This window comes from Streptomyces sp. BE20, from assembly GCF_036322525.1.
GTDB lineage: Bacteria > Actinomycetota > Actinomycetes > Streptomycetales > Streptomycetaceae > Kitasatospora.
This window is the reverse complement of the sequence record NZ_JAQYWW010001014.1, coordinates 1-17,426: the sequence shown is the minus strand read 5'-3', so window position 1 is coordinate 17,426 and position 17,426 is coordinate 1. Positions and strand designations below refer to the sequence as shown.

Genomic DNA, 17,426 nt, shown 5'->3' with positions numbered 1-17,426 from the left:
TCCGACAATCCGGCCGGTGGGGCGGGCGGGGGCGGCGCTCAGGCCGCGTCGAGCAGGGTCCGGCCGAGCCAGTCGGCGGCGTCCCGGACGCCGGGGAGGACGTAGAAGTAGCCGCCTCCGGTGGGGCGGAGGAAGCGGGCCAGCGGCTCGTCGGCGAGCCGGGTCTGGACCGCCTCGAACTGGCGGACCACGTCCTGCTGGTAGCAGCAGAACGCCAGGCCGTGCTCGGGGACGCCGTCCGCGTCGAGGCCCCGGTCGTAGGTGAAGGCGCGGCGCAGGATGCGGCTGCCCCGGGCCGCGTCGGTGCGCGGGTTGGCGAGCCTGATGTGCGAGTCGAGGGCGATCACGGCGCCCTTCGGGTCCTGGCCGTAGTCCGGTTTGTCGTTCTCCTTGGCGCGGCCGAGCGGGGCGCCGTCGGACTTGCGGCGGCCGATCATCCGCTCCTGGTCCGTCAGCGGCACCTCGTCCCAGGGCCCGGTCAGGGTGCGGACGGCCCGGACCACCTGGTAGCTGCCGCCGACCGCCCAGGCGGGTTCGCCGCCGCCCGCGCCGACCCAGACCAGCTCGTCCATGTCCCGGGCGGAGCCGGTGTCGGGGTTCTCGATGCCGTCCTTGAAGCCGAGCAGGTTCCGCGCGGCGCCGGACGGACGGGCGCGGTTCTGGAAGCCGTCCAGCTGCCAGCGCGGCCGGACCGCGCCCCGGAGCGCCCGCAGCAGGTCGCGCACGGCGTGCTCGACGGTGTCCCGGCTCGTGGCGCAGACCTGGAGCGAGAGGTCCCCGTGGCACTCGGCGGGGCGCAGCGCGTCGTTGGGGAAGGTCCGCATCGCGGTGAGCTTGCGGGGGCGGGTGTCGGCGAGGCCGTAGCGGGCGTCGAAGAGGGAGGCGCCGACGGCGACGGTGACGGTGAGGTCGTCGGTGGGCAGGGCGGCGGCGGTGCCGAGGGTGCCGCTGTCCGCGGGCGGGGCGTCGGGGCCGAGGTCGGGCGGGGTGCCGCCACCGGTCAGGAAGCGGATCCGGTCGGTGAGGGTGCGCAGCAGCGCCCCCAGCGCCGTGCGGTCGGCGACGTTGACGTCGACGGCGAGGAAGGTGCCGTACCCGGGTGGGGGGTTCAGGATGCCGGCCTGGTGGAGGCCGTGGAACGGGATCAGGCCGGTGGTCGCGCGCGGCCCGGGGGCTGCGGGCGCGGCGCCGCCGGTTCCGAGGGTGAGCGCCCCGGCGGCGCCGGCCCCGAGGGCGGTGCGGACGAAGCTGCGACGGGAGGCGCCGGGGGCGCCAGGGTCGGTCGTGTACTGACTGGACAACGGCGGGCCTTCCGGATCGACGGGCAGGGGTGCGCGGGCAAGCCGAAGGGGGGCTCGCGGCAGCCGGGGGGACGCGCGGCAGGCCCGGAACCGGCCTGCTGATCATGAAATCGACGCTAGCAAGCCCCGGCCCGGCCCGCCCCCGGAACGTGCACCCCGGCTGACCGTCCGTCGGCCGATCAGCCGCCGGTCGCCATCCGTCCGGCCTACGGCCCGTCCGCCGCCCTGCCCGCACCCGTCGCGAGGCCCCTTGCCGAGGCCCCGTCACGAGGCCCCGTCACGAGGTCCCTTCGCGAGGTCGCCGCAGCGGGGTCCTTTCGCGAGGTGTCCCGTCACGAGGTCGCCGCGGTGAGGCCCCGGGGCGCGGGCTCCCCGCTCGGGGAGACGGGCGTCAGGAGACCGGCCGGGAGTCCGCCCAGATGCCCTCGAACTCCTCGCGGTAGACCTCCAGCAGTCCGGCGTCCGTCCCGCCCGGCTGCTGGCCGGCACCGCCACGCAGCACCAGCGCGGGCGACTCCATGCCGCGCGCGCGGCGCAGGTAGGGCTGGACGACGCCGAGGTCCCGGGTCTGGCGGCGACCGCCGGCGCCGAGCTGCCCCGCACCGGCCGGGCCCTCGACCAGGTAGGCGGTGAACCGGGGGGTCTCGTCGAAGACCCTGATCTCGAAGCCGCCCTGGTCCCGCAGCCGGGCGCGGACCCGGCGGACGTGCAGGATGTTCATCTGGATCGAGCGGGCCAGCTCGCCGCGCCCGAGGCCCAGCTCGCGTTCGCGGCGGCGGACGGCGCTGCTGGTCGGGTTGAGGAACAGCAGCCGGACCCGGCAGCCGTCGGTGGCGAGCCGGACGAGCCGCTTGCCGGTGTAGTTCTGGCAGAGCATGCCGAGGCCGATGCCCAGCGCGTCGAGCCGCCGGGCGCCGTCGAGCAGGTCCTCGACGGGCAGGTCGCGCTGGAGCCGGACCCGGTCGGGGTGGACGGCGACGACGTCCGCGTAGCGGCCGGCGACCAGGGACTCGACGACGTCGGCGGGGACGCCGCCGGCGCCGCCGTCGAGCAGGGCCAGCAGCCGGGCGGCGGCGCGTTCGGTCTGGGCGAGGACGGTGCCGGTGAGGACGCGGTTGCGGGAGACGACGTGCCGGGCGACCTCCAGCTCGTCCAGCGCCAGTTCTATCTCCCGACGGTCCGCCAGGTAGGGCTCGAAGCAGGGCCAGTGCTGGACCATCAGCTCCCGCAGCTGGGGCAGGGTGAGGAAGACCAGCGGGTCGTCGTCGGCCGGGTCGAGCAGGTAGCCCTTGCGGCGGCTGACCTCGCGGACGGCGCCGGCCCGGTGCGCCCACTCCTCGCCCGCCGGGCCGGCTGCGGCCGTGACCCAGTCCTCGCCGTGGGCGGGCGCGTAGATCGGGTGCAGCACCTCGTCGACGAGCGAGCGGAGCCGCTGCTCGACGAGGTTGAGCCAGACGTAGGCGCGGCCGGACAGCCGGACCCGCTGGTAGGCGTCCTCCCACTCGGCGCCGGACCAGGCCAGCGCGGGGACCTCGACCGGGCCGCCCTGCGCGGGCACGACCGCCCGGCCGGTCAGGGCGGGGCGCATGACGACCGTCTGCGCCTCGCTGCGGGCGCTGCCCCGGTCGGGGCCGCCGGGCCCACCGCCACGTCCGCCGGCGGGGAACACCATGCGCCACCTCACCTGGTTCCTGCTCGGAGCTGCCTGCTCGCTGTACGGCTCGCCGTACGGCCGGCTCTGCTGCTGTCTGTGTGCTGCCCGTCCGGCTCGTCCGGAACGGCTCACCGCCGGGCCTTCTGATACTGCGCCACGAGTGCGGGGCGGCCGGACGATCAAGAGTACTGCCCGCCGCGAACCGTCCGCAGCCGGTTCGGCCACGGCGGCGCCCCGACCCCCGCCCGCCCCAACCGTCTCACCTGCCCCGCCCGCCCGGAAGCCCCCGGACGGCACCGGGACGCGCCGGATCGCGCAGGGCCGCGCACGGGCGCCGGAACCGCTCCGACCGGGTCCCCGACGCACCCCGGACCGGCCGCGGACCGGCCCCGGGAGTCCGGGCGGACACCCGTTCGGGCGAATACGGCACAAATGGCCCCGCCCTCGGGGGACGCGTCGGGGAGTATGCGGACTGTGCCGTGCGTCACGGCACACGACCGTCGCACATGCCCGGCCGCCCGGCCGGGAAGAGAGCGTCGGGGTCCGGCCCGACCATCGGACTATCTGTCAGTTCTCCTTCTAAGCAAGGAAGTTGAGGAGCCATGCAGGTCTGGCCAGGGAAGCCCTACCCCCTCGGTGCCACCTACGACGGGGCCGGCACCAACTTCGCGGTGTTCTCGGAGAGCGCCGACCGGATCGAGCTCTGCCTGCTCGGCGAGGACGGTGCGGAGACCTCCGTCGAGCTGCGCGAGACCGACGCCTTCGTCCGGCACGCCTACCTCCCGGGCGTCCAGCCCGGCCAGCGGTACGGCTTCCGCGTCCACGGCCCCCACAACCCGGGGCTCGGTCAGCGGCACAACAGCGCGAAACTGCTGCTGGACCCGTACGCCAAGGCGATGAGCGGGAACATCGACTGGGACGAGTCCGTCTACGGCTACCACTTCGGCGCGCCCGAGCGCCGCAACGACCTCGACTCGGCGCCCCACACCATGCACTCGGTGGTGATCAACCCCTACTTCGACTGGGGCACCGACCGACCGCCGCGCACCGACTACCACCGCACCGTCCTGTACGAGGCCCACGTGAAGGGCCTCACCCGGCTCCACCCCGGCATCCCGGAGGAGATCCGCGGCACCTACGCGGGCGTCGCCCACCCCGCCGTGATCGAGCACCTGGCCAAGCTCGGCGTCACCGCGATCGAACTGATGCCGGTGCACCAGTTCGTCCGTGATCACCGGCTGCGCGACCTCGGCCTCTCCAACTACTGGGGCTACAACACGATCGGCTTCTTCGCCCCGCACTCCTCCTACTCCTCCACCGGCGACCGCGGCCAGCAGGTGCAGGAGTTCAAGTCGATGGTGAAGGCCCTGCACGCGGCCGGCATCGAGGTCATCCTCGACGTGGTCTACAACCACACCGCCGAGGGCAACCACCTCGGTCCGACGCTGTCGATGCGCGGTCTGGACAACGCCTCCTACTACCGGCTGGCCCGGGACCAGCGGTTCTACGAGGACACCACCGGCACCGGCAACAGCCTGCTGATGCGCAGCCCGCACGTGCTCCAGCTGATCATGGACTCGCTGCGCTACTGGGTCACCGAGATGCACGTCGACGGCTTCCGCTTCGACCTCGCCGCCACCCTCGCCCGGCAGTTCCACGAGGTCGACCGGCTGTCCTCGTTCTTCGACCTCGTCCAGCAGGACCCGGTGGTCTCCCAGGCCAAGCTGATCGCCGAGCCCTGGGACCTCGGCGAGGGCGGCTACCAGGTCGGCAACTTCCCGCCGCTGTGGACCGAGTGGAACGGCATGTACCGGGACACCGTCCGCGACCTGTGGCGCGGGGAGAACGCCACCCTCGCCGAGTTCGGCTCCCGGCTCACCGGCTCCTCCGACCTCTACCAGGACGACGGCCGCCGCCCGATCGCCTCGATCAACTTCGTCACCTGCCACGACGGCTTCACCCTGCGCGACCTCGTCTCCTACAACGAGAAGCGCAACGAGGCCAACGGCGAGGGCAACCGGGACGGCGAGTCCTTCAACCGCTCCTGGAACTGCGGCGCCGAAGGGCCCTCCGACGACCCGGCGGTCGAGGAGCTGCGCGCGCGCCAGCAGCGCAACTTCCTCGCCACCCTGATGCTCTCCCAGGGCGTACCGATGCTCTCGCACGGCGACGAGTTCGGCCGCACCCAGCTGGGCAACAACAACACCTACTGCCAGGACAACGAGCTGAGCTGGGTGCACTGGCCGGACGGCGACGGGCCCGGCGCCCGGCTGCTGGAGTTCACCCAGGGCATGGTCTGGCTCCGCCGCGACCACCCCGTCTTCCGGCGCCGCCGCTTCTTCCACGGCCGCCCCGTCTCGGGCCCCGCCCTCTCCGGCCGCCCCACCGGGGACGGCACCGGCGGGTACGAGGACCTCACGGACATCGCCTGGTTCACACCCGGCGGGGAGGAGATGACCAAGCGCAACTGGGGCGCCAGCTACGCCAAGTCCCTCACCGTCTTCCTCAACGGCTACGCCATCTCGGAGCCGGACCGGCGCGGCGGGCGGATCGTCGACGACTCCTTCCTGCTGCTGTTCAACGCGCACTTCGAACAGCTGGAGTTCACCGTCCCGGCCGGGCACGGGCAGGAGTGGCAGGTGGTGGTGGACACCGCGCAGCCGCGGCTGCCCGCGCCGGGGTCGGGCGCCCGGGTCAAGGCCGGGGACACCCTCTGGCTCACCGACCGCTCGCTGATGGTGCTGCAACGGCCCGCGTGAGATCCCCCGGGGGTCCGGCGCACCGCCTCCCCCACAGGAAGGACGGTGCCCGCCGCCGGCCGGCGAGAGACCAGCCGGCCGGTGGCGGGCACCGGGCGGCAGGGGCCCGGGCCGCGAGGGCGCGGCCGGCCCCGGCGGGAGCCTCCGGGCCCGGCCGTCCACCGCGCCGCTCACCTGTTCGGGTCAGCAACGGGTCTTGCGTACCGGCCCGGCCGGGTAGGCATGGACACATGACCAACGCCGCCGAGCCCGCGCAGCCCCGCCCGGCCGTCGTCCCTCCCGCCGGCGTCCCCACCGCCAGCTACCGCCTCCAGCTCCAGCCGGGCTTCACCCTGCACGACGCCGCCGCGGCCGTCCCCTACCTGGCCGCCCTCGGCGTCTCCCACCTGCACCTCTCCCCGCTGCTGGAGGCCGTCCCCGGATCCACCCACGGCTACGACACCGTCGACCACGGCCGGATCGGGGAACAGCTCGGCGGTGAGGACGCCCTGCGCGCTCTGGCCGCCGAGGCGCACCGGCACGGCCTACGGCTGATCGCCGACGTGGTGCCCAACCACATGGCCGTCCCCGCACCCGAGCACCTCAACCGGCCGCTCTGGCACGTCCTGCGGGACGGCCCCGACTCGCCGTACGCGCGCTGGTTCGACATCGACTGGAGCGCCCAGCCCGGCCCGCCCGACGCCCCCGGGCGCGGACGGGTCCTGCTGCCGCTGCTCGGCGACCGGCTCGGCGCCGTCCTCGGCGAACTGGCCGTCGACGGCGACACCCTCCGCTACCACGACCACGCCCTCCCGCTGCGCCCCGGCACCGAGCGGCTCCCGCTGCCCGAGCTGCTCGCCCGGCAGTGGTACCGGCTCGCCTGGTGGCGGCTGGCCCGCACCGAACTCAACTACCGGCGGTTCTTCACCGTCAACGAGCTGATCGCCGTCCGGGTCGAGGAGCCCGAGGTGTTCGAGGCGACGCACGGCGTGCTGCTGCGGCTGCACCGCGAGGGCGTCCTGGACGGCTTCCGGATCGACCACCCGGACGGTCTGGCCGATCCGCGCGGGTACCTGGAGCGGCTGGCCCGGGCCACCGGCGGGGCGTACACGGTGGTGGAGAAGATCCTCACCGGCGACGAGCGGCTCCCCGCCGACTGGCCGTGCGCCGGCACCACCGGGTACGACGCGCTGCGCCGGATCGACGGGGTGCTCACCGACCACGCGGGCGCCTGCCGGCTGGCCGGCGCGTACGAGGCGTTCGTCACCGGCGCGTCGCCCGCCGACGGCGCGGCCCCGGCCGGCGAACCCTGCGCCGACCCGCACCCGGCGCTCGCCGCCGCCCGGCGCGGCCGGGCCGACATGGTCGCCCCCGAGGGGGAGCTCGCCGCCGAGGTCGAACGGCTGGTCCGGCTGGCCGTCCGGCTCGGCGCCGCCGAGCCCGCGTACGCCGACCACCCGCCGCAGCGGCTGCGGGCCGCGCTGCAGCGCCTGCTCACCGGCTACCCCGCCTACCGCCCGTACGTCCGGCCCGGCGAGCCGCTGCCCGCCGCCTCCGCGGAGCAGCTGGACGAGGCGCTCGACGGCTCGGCCGACCCCACCGACCGGCTGGTCGCCGACCTCGCGGCGGGCCGGCTCGGCCGCGGTCCCGTGCAGGACGAGTTCGCCGCCCGGTTCGCCCAGACCGCCGCCGCGGTGGCCGCCAAGGGCGTCGAGGACACCGCCTTCTACCGCTGGAACGCGCTGCTGAGCCTCAACGAGGTCGGCGGCGAGCCCGCCCGGCCGGGCCTGCGGCCGGAGGACTTCCACGCCTGGTGCCACTACGTCGAACGGCACTGGCCGCACACCATGACCGTCCTCTCCACGCACGACACCAAGCGCAGCGCCGACGCCCGCGCCCGGCTCGCCGTCCTCGCCGAGCAGCCCCGGTCCTGGGCCGCGGAGGCCGCCGCCTGGTCCACCGCGGCCGGCCCGGGCGGGGACCGGGACAGCGACTGGCTGCTCTGGCAGACCCTGGTCGCCGCCTGGCCGGTCACCCCGGAACGGCTGGTCACCGCCGTCCTCAAGGCGGCCCGGGAGGCCAAGGTCCACACCTCCTGGACCACCCCCGACGTCCGCTTCGAGCGCGCCCTCGCCGACCGCGCCCGCGCCGTGTTCGGCCACCCCGGGCTGCTGCCCCGGGTCGAGGGGTACGTGAGCGCCCTCGCCCCGTACGCGCGGTCCAACACGCTCTCCGCCGCGCTGCTGCACCTCACCGTGCCCGGCGTGCCCGACCTCTACCAGGGCAGCGAGGAGCCGCTCCACACCCTGGTCGACCCGGACAACCGGGGCGTCGTCGACCTCGGGGCGCTGGCCGTCCGGCTCACCGACTCGCCCACGACCCGGCCGGGCGACCCGGCCCGGGAGAAGCTGCACCTCACCACGACCGCGCTGCACCTGCGGAAGACCCGGGCCCTCGGCGCCCACCGGCCGCTGACCGCGGTCGGCCCCGCCGCCGACCACCTGCTCGCCTTCGGGCGCGGGGCGGACGTGGTCACCGCGGTCACCCGGCTGCCGTACGGCCTCGACCGGGCCGGCGGCTGGCGCACCACCGAGCTGCACCTGCCGGCCGGCGGCCGGTGGACGGACGAGCTCACCGAGCGCCACTTCCCGCCCGGCCCGGTACCGGTGGCCGACCTGCTGGCGGCGTACCCGGTGGCGCTGCTGACCAGAAGGAGCGAGGCATGACGCCCGACCACCCGGCCGGCCGCGCCGCGACCCACCGTGAGGCGACCGGACATGCCGGGGCACCGCGTGACGGGACCCCGCGTGAGGGGGCCCGCTACGAGGTCTGGGCCCCGTCGGCGGACGAGCTGGTCGAGGTGGCGGTCGACGGCACCCGCCACCCGCTGACCCGCGACACCACCCGCGCCGGCTGGTGGCACGGCGACGCACCCGCCGGGGACTACGCGTTCGTGCTCGACGACGGCCGCCCGCTGCCCGACCCGCGCTCCCCCCGGCAGCCGCACGGCCCGGACGGCCCCAGCCGGGCCGTCGACCACACCGGGTTCCGCTGGTCACGGACCGACTGGCGCGGCCGGCCGCTGCCCGGCGCGGTGCTGTACGAGCTGCACGTCGGCACCTTCACCGCCGCCGGCACCTTCGAGGCGGCGACCCACCACCTCGACCACCTCGTCGACCTGGGCGTCGACTTCGTCGAACTGATGCCGGTCTGCCCGTTCCCCGGCAAGCACGGCTGGGGGTACGACGGCGTCTCGCTCTGGGCCGTGCACGAGCCCTACGGCGGACCGGAGGGCCTGAAGCGGTTCGTCGACGCCGCGCACCGCAAGGGCCTCGGCGTCGTCCTCGACGTCGTGCACAACCACCTCGGCCCGTCCGGCAACTACCTTCCCGCGTACGGCCCGTACTTCACCGACCGGCACCACACCCCCTGGGGCGCGGCGGTCAACCTCGACGCACCCGGCTCCGACGAGGTGCGCGCCTACCTGATCGGCAGCGCGCTCGCCTGGCTGCGCGACTACCGGATCGACGGCCTGCGGCTGGACGCCGTGCACGCCCTCGCCGACGACCGGGCCGTCCACTTCCTGGAGGAACTCGCCACCGAGGTCGACCGGTTGGCCACGGCCACCAACCGGCCGCTGTTCCTGGTCGCCGAGTCCGACCTCAACGACCCGCGCACCACCACCCCGCGCGAGGCCGGCGGCCAGGGCCTCGCCGCCCAGTGGAGCGACGACTTCCACCACGCCCTGCACTGCGCCCTGACCGGCGAGTCCCGGGGCTACTACGGCGACTTCGCCGAAACCCCGCTGGCGGCGGTCGCCCGGACGCTCACCCGGGGGTACTTCCACGACGGCACCTGGTCCTCGTTCCGCGGGCGCCACCACGGCCGCCCGTTCCCGCCCGCCCACGGGCACCGGCTGCTCGGCTACCTCCAGACCCACGACCAGGTCGGAAACCGGGCGCTCGGCGACCGGATCTCCGCCGCCCTCTCCCCCGGCCGGCTCGCCTGCGGCGCCGCACTGGTGCTCACCTCGCCGTTCACCCCGATGCTGTTCATGGGCGAGGAGTGGGGCGCCGCCACCCCCTGGCAGTACTTCACCGACCACACCGACCCGAACCTCGCCGAGGCCGTCCGCCGGGGCCGCCGACGGGAGTTCGCCGAACACGGCTGGGCCGCGGAGTCCGTACCGGACCCGCAGGAGCCCGCCACCGTGCTGCGCTCCGTCCTCGACTGGACCGAACCGCGAAGCGGACCGCACGCCGGACTGCTCGACTGGTACCGGACGCTGATCCGCCTGCGCCGCAGGACGCCGGAGCTCTCCGACCCCGATCTCGCGGCGGTCCGGGCCGAGTTCGACGACGCCGCGGGGTGGCTGGTGGTGCACCGGGGCCGGTACCGGACGGCGGTCAACCTGGGCACGGCGCCCGTCGCGGTGCCGCTCGGCGGCGAGGCGGAGGTGGTGGCCGGCTACGGCGGGTACGCGGTGGCGGGCGACGGCCTCACGCTGGAGCCCGACTCGGTCGCGCTGCTCCGCCTGTGACCCGGCCTCACCAGAGGAACGTGCCGATCCGCTCCCGCAGCGAGGCCGCGTCCAGGCCGTAGGCGGCCAGGTGCTCCGGGATCGACCCGTACTGCCGGTGCTCCCTGCGCGGCACGCCGAGGGCCAGCACGCGGTGCGGGCGGTCGGCGAGCGCGTCGTGCGCCTCGTTGGCGGAGGTCCCCGCCAGGTAGGGCTCGACCAGCACCACGTCCGCGTACTGCTCGGTGGCGGCCCGCAGCCCGGCCGCGTCGAACGGCCGCACGGTCGCCGCGTACAGCACGGTGACGTCCAGGGTGGCGGTGGCCGCCAGGACCGCGTCCAGCATCGGGCCGACCGCGAGCACCACGCCCTTGGTGCCCCGGCGCACGGTGGTGAAGCGGCCCGGTTCGACCGCCACCGCGTGCTCGTTGCGGTGCCCCGAGAGCCGGACGTACACGTTGCGGTCGCCGTCCGCCACCGCGTGCCGCAGCAGCAGCTCCGCCTCGTCCGGGTGGCCGGGCACGTGAACCGTCCAGCCCGGGAGGGTGTCCAGCAGCGCGACGTCGCCCGGCGCCATGTGGGTACGCCCGCCGGCCGGCCAGTCGTACGAGCCGGCCGCGCTCACCAGCACGGCCCCGACGCCCTGGTGCACCAGGTCCAACTTGACCTGCTCGAAGGGGCGTTCCACCAGGAAGCTGGCGAAGGTGTGCGCGATCGGCCGCATCCCGGCGAGCGCCAGGCCGCCGGCCGCGCCGATCAGCAGCTGCTCCCGGATGCCCACGTTGATCACGCGGTCGGGGTGGCGCCGGGCCGCCCCGGTGAAGCCGGCGGCGCTGACGTCGGCCAGGACGACGGCCAATCGCGGATCGTCCTCCAGCAGACGGGCGGTGAGGTCGACGAAGCGGTCGCGCATGGTGTCCATCGGTCGGGATTCCTTACCGTTCGGGGTGGTGCGGGGCGGGGTGGTGCGGGCGGGGTGCGGGGAGGAGGGCCGGGGCGGCGGTCAGGAGTCCTTCGGCTCCACCCGGGCCACCACGACCCGCGGGCGGCCGGGGTGTTCGGCGGTGTACGCCGCGTACAGCGCCTCGTGGTCCCGCCCGTCCACCGTCTCGGCCGACCAGCCCTCGACGGCGAACCGGGCCGCGATGCCGCCCTCCCAGCCGTGCGTGGCGGAGGAGTTGTCGATCACCAGGACGTTCAGCCGGTCCAGCCCGTACGCACCGGCGAAGGCCACCGCCTCGTGGTTCGACCCCTCGTCGAACTCGGCGTCCCCGATCAGCACCCAGACCACCGGGTCGGTGAGCCCCTGGGCACGCAGCCCTAGCGCCGTACCGACCCCCAGCGGCAGCCCGTGCCCGAGCGACCCGGAGCTGATCTCGACCCCGGGGATCAGCATCCGGTCCGGGTGGTGGCCGAGCGGCGAGTCGTACGCGCCGAAGCTCGGCAGCACCTCCGGCGCGACGAACCCCTTGGCGGCGAGCACCGCGTAGTACGCCATCGGGCCGTGCCCCTTGGAGAGCAGGAAGCGGTCGCGGTCCTGCTCCTCGGCGGTGGCCGGGGAGACCCGCAGCACCCGGTCGTAGAGCACCCAGAGGGCGTCGAGGGTGGAGGTGGCGGCCGGCCCGTGCTTCTCGTCGCCGGTCATCAGGGCCATCAGGCCCGGCAGGTCCGCGAAACCGGCGGTGGGAGTGGTGGTGGCGGTGGGGATGGCGGGGAGGGTGCTCGTCGTCATGACCACGATGCTCCAACTTGAAGTCGACTTCAAGTCAAGCCGCTACAGTGATCCCATGACCGCCAACCCCCCGGGCCGCCACGACCTCCTCACCATCGGCCAGCTCTCCGAACGCAGCGGCCTCGCCACCTCCGCCCTGCGCTACTACGAGCGGATGGGGCTGATCCACGCCACCCGCACCACCGGCAACCAGCGCCGCTACGCCCGCGGCGCCCTGCGCCGGATCGCCTTCGTCCGCGCCGCCCAGCGGGTCGGCCTCTCCCTCGACGAGGCCAAGGTCGCCCTCGACCGCCTCCCCGAGCGCCGCGCGCCCAGCGGCGCCGAGTGGGACGGCGTCGCCCAGTCCTGGCAGAGCCGGATCGACGAGCAGATCGCCGAACTGGAACGCCTGAAGGCCAAGCTCACCGGCTGCATCGGCTGCGGCTGCCTCTCGCTCACCCGCTGCTCCCTCTACAACGCCGGCGACCGCGCCGCCGCCGGCGGCCCCGGCGCCCGCTACCTCCTCACCCGCGACCCCGCCACCGGCCCCGAGCCGGCCGCGCGGGAGCTCACGGAGTGACGGCCGCAGGTCGGCCCGCCGACGTGCGGCGCCGCCACCCCGAGCGGGGCGGCGGCGCAGACCGGCCCGGGCGGGCCCGGTCGCCCGGGCCGGTCCCGGGTCAGGCGGTGTAGGTCACCCAACCCTGGATCGGTGTGGTGTTCGGCGGGCAGTAGACCCGCACGTTCATGAAGACCGTGTTCGGGCCGGAGGTGCGGGTGGTGCCGTCGGAGCAGCTGATGTTCACCCACCACTTGCTCGTGCCCCAGGCCGAGCAGGAGATGTTGTAGTACCACTGGTTACCGTCCGAGCCGAAGCTCCCGGTGCTGCAGTTCACGCCCTCGGTCCGGGTCGGGGACGCGGTCCGCGCCTCGGCAGCCGGGGCCGTGACGACGGCCGCCGCCGCGATCCCGGCCAGCAGACAGCCCGCGATCCCGACCCTCTTGCCCCTGGTGTTCCCACGCACGATGGTTCCGCCCTCGCTTGTCGGTGGTGATGTGCCGCTGCGACCCGCGGCCGGACGGCGCTCCGGCGAGGGCACCCCGCCAAAGACGCCTCGGCGACTATAGGGAGGGACCGTGAAGTTCCGCATATGACAGGGGAATTGTCGCCAGCACCCGCCGCCGGCTGCCGCGTTTCCCGGCACCGCGCCGCACGGCGGGAACGGGCGGGACGCACCGGGCCGGGCGGGTCGCGCGGGTCGCGCATCCCACGCCCCGCCGCCCGCTCATCGACCGGAAGCCGCCACCGCCCCGGGACCGGCCGCGCGGACGGAGGAACACCCGGATCCGCAGGACCACCCTGCGCCACGGGAGCCCGCGCAGCCGCAGTCCGGGACGCGCCCCGTGCCCCCGGTCAGGCGCGCAGCTCGGCCAGGTCCTCCGCACCGAGCACCAGACCGCCCGCCGCGAGGTTCTCCTCCAGGTGGTCGAGCGACCCTGTACCCGGAATCGCCAGCACCGACGGCGAGGACGCCAGCAGCGCGCCGAGCGCCACCTGCGACGTGGTCGCGCCCACCCGGGCGGCCACCCGGCCGAGCCGTTCGAGGTCGAGCGGGACCCAACCCCCGCCGAGCGGGAAGTACGGCACGTACGCGATACCCGCCGCCTCGCAGGCGGCCAGCAGTCCCGGGCCGTTCTCGAACGAGTTCTGCACCGCCGCGACGGGCGCGACCGCCCGCGCCTCGGCGAGCTGGGCGGCGTCGACGTTGCTCACGCCCAGGTGCCGGATCAGCCCCTGCTCGCGGAGCCCGGCGAGGACCGCGAACCGCTCCGCGATCGACTCGGTGCCCGGCCCGGTCAGCCCGCCCACCCGCAGGTAGACCAGGTCCAGCCGGTCCAGCCCGAGGGCCCGCAGGTCCGCCTCCACCAGGCCGCGCAGGTGGCCGGGCCCCGCCTGCCCGATCGGCACGCCGTCCGGACCGGGCAGCGGACCGACCTTGGTCGCGATCACCAGGTCGTCCCGGTACGGGGCCAGGGCCCTGCGGATCAGTTCGTTCGCGCGCACCGCTCCGCGGTTGTAGAAGCCGGCCGTGTCGATGTGGTTCACGCCCAGCTCGACGGCGCGCCGGAGCACCGCGACACCGGTCGCCGGGTCTCTCGGCGGGCCGTCGAACGTGCCGGCGGCGAGGCGCATCGCGCCGAAGCCGAGCCGGTTGACAGGGAGGTCGCCGCCGAGCGGGAACGTCGTGGTCGTCATGCGTGCCATGCTGTCCGCCGCCACGAACCCCGGCGAGACCGTGGCCAGTTGCTGCCAGACTGGACGGATGCGCAACGAGCAGGTGTTCTCGGTCCACGGCGACGCGGAACTGACCGCGCGCGCCGGCCATCTCTTCGAGTCCGCGCAGACGGAGTTCCTGTGCGCGGCCAGGGACCTCCGCACGTGGTCCCGGCCGGAGGCGAGGGCCGAGGTCCGGACCCGGCCGAGGGACACCGCCGCACCCGGCTTCACCACCCGCAAGCTCCTCAGCCCGGTCGCCCTCGCCGACGAGGAGGCCCGCGTCCACCTGCGGCTGGTGCAGGACGCGGGCGCCCTCGTCCGGATCAGCGGCTCACCGCTGCCGCACGAGACCATCCTCATCGACCGGCGGGTGATGATCCTGGCCGGACGGCAGACCCCCGCCGGCCGCGAGTACACCGTGACCACGTCGCAGGCCCTGATCGACGGCGTGCACGCGCTGGTCCAAGCGGTCTGGGACAGCGCCGTCGACCTCGACGCCTACCTGTCCGGCGACGTCCCGCACCTCGACGCGGACGGCCGCACGATCCTCCGCTCCCTGGCCTCCGGGCTCACCGACGAGGTGGCGGCCCGGCGGCTCGGCCTCTCGCTGCGCACCTACCGGCGGCGGGTGGCCGAGCTGATGGCACGGCTCGAAGCCGGCTCCCGCTTCCAGGCCGGCCTGCGCGCGGGAGAGTTGGGGCTGCGCCGGGCGTAGCCGCCGACATGCGGCCCCGGCCCACCCCGGAGTGTCGTACCCGCCGCCTAGGCTCGGACGTACGGCCACCGAGCTTCCGACGGCGGTCGGGCACTTCCCGGAGAGGCCCCGCATGATCGTCGAACGCCTACGCGTCCACCCGCAGCTGCTCGGCGCGGACGACCGCGACGCGTGGCCGTGGACGGTCCCGTGCGTGCGCGCGCTCGTCGGGGCGGGGGTCACCCTGCCCGCGCCGGTGACGTTCCTGGTCGGCGAGAACGGCAGTGGCAAGTCGACCGTCGTCGAGGCGGTGGCCGAGGCGTTCGGCCTCGACTCGTACGGCGGGCGCGGCGGTTCCCGGTACGCGTCGCCGCGCGAGAGGAGCGCCCTCGGCGAGCGCCTGCGCCTGGAGTACACCCCGCGCGGCCTCGCCATGGCCTCCGGCCCGCGCTCCGGGCGGCGCGGGTTCTTCCTGCGGGCGGAGTCGGCGATGCGGATGATGGCCGAGAAGCAGGGATGGCCCGGCTACTGGGAGGAGCGCACCGACCTGATGAGCCACGGCGAGGGGTTCCTCACCGTTTTCGAGTCGATGTTCCGCGGGCCCGGCCTGTACGTGCTGGACGAACCGGAGGCGGCGCTCTCGTTCACCTCCAGCCTGCGGCTGGTCGCCCTGCTCCAGGAGTTGGGCCGGTCCGGCGCGCAGGTGGTCTGCGCGACCCACTCCCCGATCCTGGCCGCCACCCCGGACGCGGCGGTCCTGGAGGTCGGCGAGCACGGCATCCGGCCCACCCGCTGGCAGGACCTCGCCCTCGTCGACCACTGGCGCCGCTACCTCGAACGCCCGGAGTCCTACCTGCGGCACCTCACCTGAAGCCCTCCGCCCCGCTGCCTCACCGCCACACGGCCCCACCGCGCCGCCTCGGCCGTCCGTGCACGGCGGGTGTCCGGGTACGGTGATCGCGCGGGCTTCCGTCCGCGTCGACCACGTGACCTGCCGCCGGGGGGCTGCCGATGCTGATGACCGTCTGGAAGCGGCACGGGCCGATCTTCGGTGCGGGGGCGGTCTGCGTCCTGGTGAACGGTTCCGGCATCGGACCGCTGTGGATCACCGGCGTCGCCCTGCTAGCCCTCGGCGGACTGCTGCACTGGCTGCTGGTCCGACGCCAACGACCGGTCGCCGCACGGGAGCCGGTGGCGGTGGGTGTGCCCGTGACCGGTCGCTGGACGGCCCTCAACGGGCCCGCGACGAAGGTGCCGAGTCACACCCACAGCCACGCGCAGACGTACGCCATCGACCTCACGTACGCCCCGGACGACGGCGAGGACCAGGGACCGCAGTTCGCCACGGTCTGGCCGTTCGGACGCCGCCCGGAACGCTTCCCGACCTTCGGCCGGCCCGTCCTGGCACCCGCCGACGGAGTGGTGGTGGCGGTGGAGGACCGGATGCGCGACCACTGGTCGCGCACATCGCTGCCCGGCTACGGGTTCCTCTACCCGGAGGGGTTCGTCCGCGGGCTGGGCCGGCCGCGCCACCTGTGGGGCAACCACGTGCTGCTGGACGTCGGAGACGGGGTGGTGGCCGGCTTCGCCCACCTGCGGCGCGGTTCGGTCACGGTCGCCGTCGGGGACCGGGTGCGGGCCGGGCAGCCGATCGGCGCATGCGGGAACTCGGGCAACTCCTCCGAACCGCACCTGCACTTCCAACTGATGGACGGCCAGGACCCGGTGACCGCGCGCGGGGTGCCGTTCCGGTGGGCCTACCTCGACGAGACCTCCGGCACCGAGCGCACAGGGGTGCCGGAGGACACGATGCTGTTCAGTGGCCGTGCCTGAACCTTGCGTGCCTGGTCAGCGAGGGTGCGGAGGTCTGGATCCGAAAATGCCGTTCGGTTTGCCGTCACGGTGACGGTGAAACGAACGGCAGGTGAGCGTCTGGCCGGCCGAGTAGCGAACTGAACGTTCAGGTCCGCGCGTTCCCCGCTCCCGTGCCCCGGGCCGGGCACGGGAGCGGGACGGCGTCACCTGCGGCCGGTGAGCGCCATCGGCTGGTAGGTCGACGACTTCGGGGTGGTGCCGGCGCCCACAGCGGTCAACCGGCCGCCCGGCCCGGCCACCACCGCCTGGTAGGACAGGTCGGCGTAGCCGGGCACGGAGAGGTCGAGCGTCTCCCAGCGGCCGTGGGTGAAGCGCAGGCCGAGCGGCCGGTCCGGCCCGCCGCTCGTGTCCCAGCCGACGGCGGCCATGCCGCCCGGGACGGCGGCGACCGACCACAGCTTGCCGGCCACGCCCTCCGGGGCGGCCACCGTGCTCCAGGAGCGGCCGTCGTAGTGGGCGACCAGCGGGTGGCCGCGGTCCTGGTCAGTGAGGACGGCCCGGCCCACCACCCATATGTCGTCGGGCCCGTTGGCCGCAACGCTCTGGTACTCGCCGTAGAGGCCGGTGAAGGCGGGGGCGGTGACCCTGGTCCAGTCCCGGCCGTCGTAGTGCAGCAGGACGGGCTGGTCGTCGGGGTAGGCGGTGTTCCCGACCGC

At 74.8% G+C, this 17,426-nt stretch carries 13 protein-coding genes and 1 pseudogene; 7 read left to right on the top strand and 7 right to left on the bottom strand.

Annotation, left to right across the window (positions count from 1 at the left end):
- Positions 1-38 precede the first annotated feature (38 nt).
- Both PUR61_RS26340 and PUR61_RS26335 read right to left on the bottom strand, forming a co-directional pair.
- Positions 39-1,301, bottom strand: a complete 1,263-nt coding sequence (locus tag PUR61_RS26340) for a Dyp-type peroxidase (RefSeq protein WP_329881890.1) — start codon at positions 1,299-1,301, stop codon at positions 39-41.
- Positions 1,302-1,692: 391 nt separating this feature from the next.
- The gene (locus PUR61_RS26335; protein ID WP_329881889.1) at positions 1,693-2,973 is read right to left on the bottom strand and encodes an SAV2148 family HEPN domain-containing protein; all 1,281 of its coding nucleotides are present in this window, start codon (positions 2,971-2,973) and stop codon (positions 1,693-1,695) included.
- Between the two features lie 584 nt (positions 2,974-3,557).
- Here PUR61_RS26335 and glgX point away from each other — a divergent pair.
- The 3 genes from glgX to treZ all read left to right on the top strand — a co-directional run bounded on the left by glgX (position 3,558) and on the right by treZ (position 10,233).
- Entirely contained in the window at positions 3,558-5,714 is a 2,157-nt protein-coding gene (gene glgX, locus PUR61_RS26330) for a glycogen debranching protein GlgX (protein WP_329881888.1), read from the top strand.
- A 230-nt stretch (positions 5,715-5,944) separates the two neighbouring features.
- Positions 5,945-8,419, top strand: a complete 2,475-nt coding sequence (treY, locus tag PUR61_RS26325; protein WP_329881887.1) for a malto-oligosyltrehalose synthase — start codon at positions 5,945-5,947, stop codon at positions 8,417-8,419.
- On the top strand, positions 8,416-10,233 hold the full coding sequence (gene treZ, locus PUR61_RS26320; RefSeq protein WP_329881886.1) for a malto-oligosyltrehalose trehalohydrolase: 1,818 nt from the start codon (positions 8,416-8,418) through the stop codon (positions 10,231-10,233). The genes treY and treZ overlap by 4 nt, the downstream gene beginning before the upstream one ends.
- A gap of 7 nt (positions 10,234-10,240) precedes the next feature.
- On the opposite strand, the gene PUR61_RS26315 is transcribed toward treZ, so the two are convergent.
- Together PUR61_RS26315 and PUR61_RS26310 are read right to left on the bottom strand one after the other, a co-directional pair.
- Positions 10,241-11,134, bottom strand: coding sequence for a transketolase family protein (locus PUR61_RS26315; RefSeq protein ID WP_329881885.1), 894 nt, complete (start codon positions 11,132-11,134; stop codon positions 10,241-10,243).
- A gap of 81 nt (positions 11,135-11,215) precedes the next feature.
- Positions 11,216-11,944: a transketolase gene (locus tag PUR61_RS26310; RefSeq protein ID WP_329881884.1), complete on the bottom strand. Its 729-nt coding sequence runs from the start codon at positions 11,942-11,944 to the stop codon at positions 11,216-11,218.
- 55 nt (positions 11,945-11,999) lie between these two features.
- On the opposite strand from PUR61_RS26310, the gene soxR reads away from it, so the two are divergent.
- Positions 12,000-12,503 carry a redox-sensitive transcriptional activator SoxR gene (soxR, locus tag PUR61_RS26305; RefSeq protein WP_329881883.1) on the top strand — a complete coding sequence of 168 codons (504 nt, stop codon included), beginning with the start codon at positions 12,000-12,002 and terminating at the stop codon, positions 12,501-12,503.
- A 100-nt stretch (positions 12,504-12,603) separates the two neighbouring features.
- Here soxR and PUR61_RS26300 read toward each other — a convergent pair whose 3' ends face one another.
- Together PUR61_RS26300 and PUR61_RS26295 are read right to left on the bottom strand one after the other, a co-directional pair.
- Positions 12,604-12,948: a hypothetical protein gene (locus tag PUR61_RS26300; protein ID WP_329881882.1), complete on the bottom strand. Its 345-nt coding sequence runs from the start codon at positions 12,946-12,948 to the stop codon at positions 12,604-12,606.
- A gap of 389 nt (positions 12,949-13,337) precedes the next feature.
- Positions 13,338-14,180: an oxidoreductase gene (locus tag PUR61_RS26295; protein WP_329881881.1), complete on the bottom strand. Its 843-nt coding sequence runs from the start codon at positions 14,178-14,180 to the stop codon at positions 13,338-13,340.
- Between the two features lie 67 nt (positions 14,181-14,247).
- Here PUR61_RS26295 and PUR61_RS26290 point away from each other — a divergent pair, with 67 nt between their 5' ends.
- From PUR61_RS26290 to PUR61_RS26280, 3 genes are all read left to right on the top strand, one after another.
- Positions 14,248-14,916, top strand: coding sequence for a DNA-binding response regulator (locus tag PUR61_RS26290; protein ID WP_329881944.1), 669 nt, complete (start codon positions 14,248-14,250; stop codon positions 14,914-14,916).
- A gap of 112 nt (positions 14,917-15,028) precedes the next feature.
- On the top strand, positions 15,029-15,766 hold the full coding sequence (locus PUR61_RS26285) for an AAA family ATPase (protein ID WP_329881880.1): 738 nt from the start codon (positions 15,029-15,031) through the stop codon (positions 15,764-15,766).
- A 140-nt stretch (positions 15,767-15,906) separates the two neighbouring features.
- Complete coding sequence (locus PUR61_RS26280) at positions 15,907-16,728, top strand: M23 family metallopeptidase (RefSeq protein WP_329881879.1); 822 nt, start codon at positions 15,907-15,909, stop codon at positions 16,726-16,728.
- Between the two features lie 185 nt (positions 16,729-16,913).
- Here PUR61_RS26280 and PUR61_RS26275 read toward each other — a convergent pair.
- Positions 16,914-17,426, bottom strand: a pseudogene (locus PUR61_RS26275) (hypothetical protein); the annotation flags it as partial.

Coding starts and splice junctions, on each gene's coding strand:
- PUR61_RS26315 (WP_329881885.1), bottom strand. CDS start 11,134: ATGGACACCATGCGCGACCGCTTCGTCGACCTCACCGCCCGTCTGCTG.
- treZ (WP_329881886.1), top strand. CDS start 8,416: ATGACGCCCGACCACCCGGCCGGCCGCGCCGCGACCCACCGTGAGGCG.
- PUR61_RS26295 (WP_329881881.1), bottom strand. CDS start 14,180: ATGACGACCACGACGTTCCCGCTCGGCGGCGACCTCCCTGTCAACCGG.
- PUR61_RS26335 (WP_329881889.1), bottom strand. CDS start 2,973: ATGGTGTTCCCCGCCGGCGGACGTGGCGGTGGGCCCGGCGGCCCCGAC.
- PUR61_RS26285 (WP_329881880.1), top strand. CDS start 15,029: ATGATCGTCGAACGCCTACGCGTCCACCCGCAGCTGCTCGGCGCGGAC.
- glgX (WP_329881888.1), top strand. CDS start 3,558: ATGCAGGTCTGGCCAGGGAAGCCCTACCCCCTCGGTGCCACCTACGAC.
- PUR61_RS26290 (WP_329881944.1), top strand. CDS start 14,248: ATGCGCAACGAGCAGGTGTTCTCGGTCCACGGCGACGCGGAACTGACC.
- soxR (WP_329881883.1), top strand. CDS start 12,000: ATGACCGCCAACCCCCCGGGCCGCCACGACCTCCTCACCATCGGCCAG.
- PUR61_RS26280 (WP_329881879.1), top strand. CDS start 15,907: ATGCTGATGACCGTCTGGAAGCGGCACGGGCCGATCTTCGGTGCGGGG.
- PUR61_RS26310 (WP_329881884.1), bottom strand. CDS start 11,944: ATGACGACGAGCACCCTCCCCGCCATCCCCACCGCCACCACCACTCCC.
- treY (WP_329881887.1), top strand. CDS start 5,945: ATGACCAACGCCGCCGAGCCCGCGCAGCCCCGCCCGGCCGTCGTCCCT.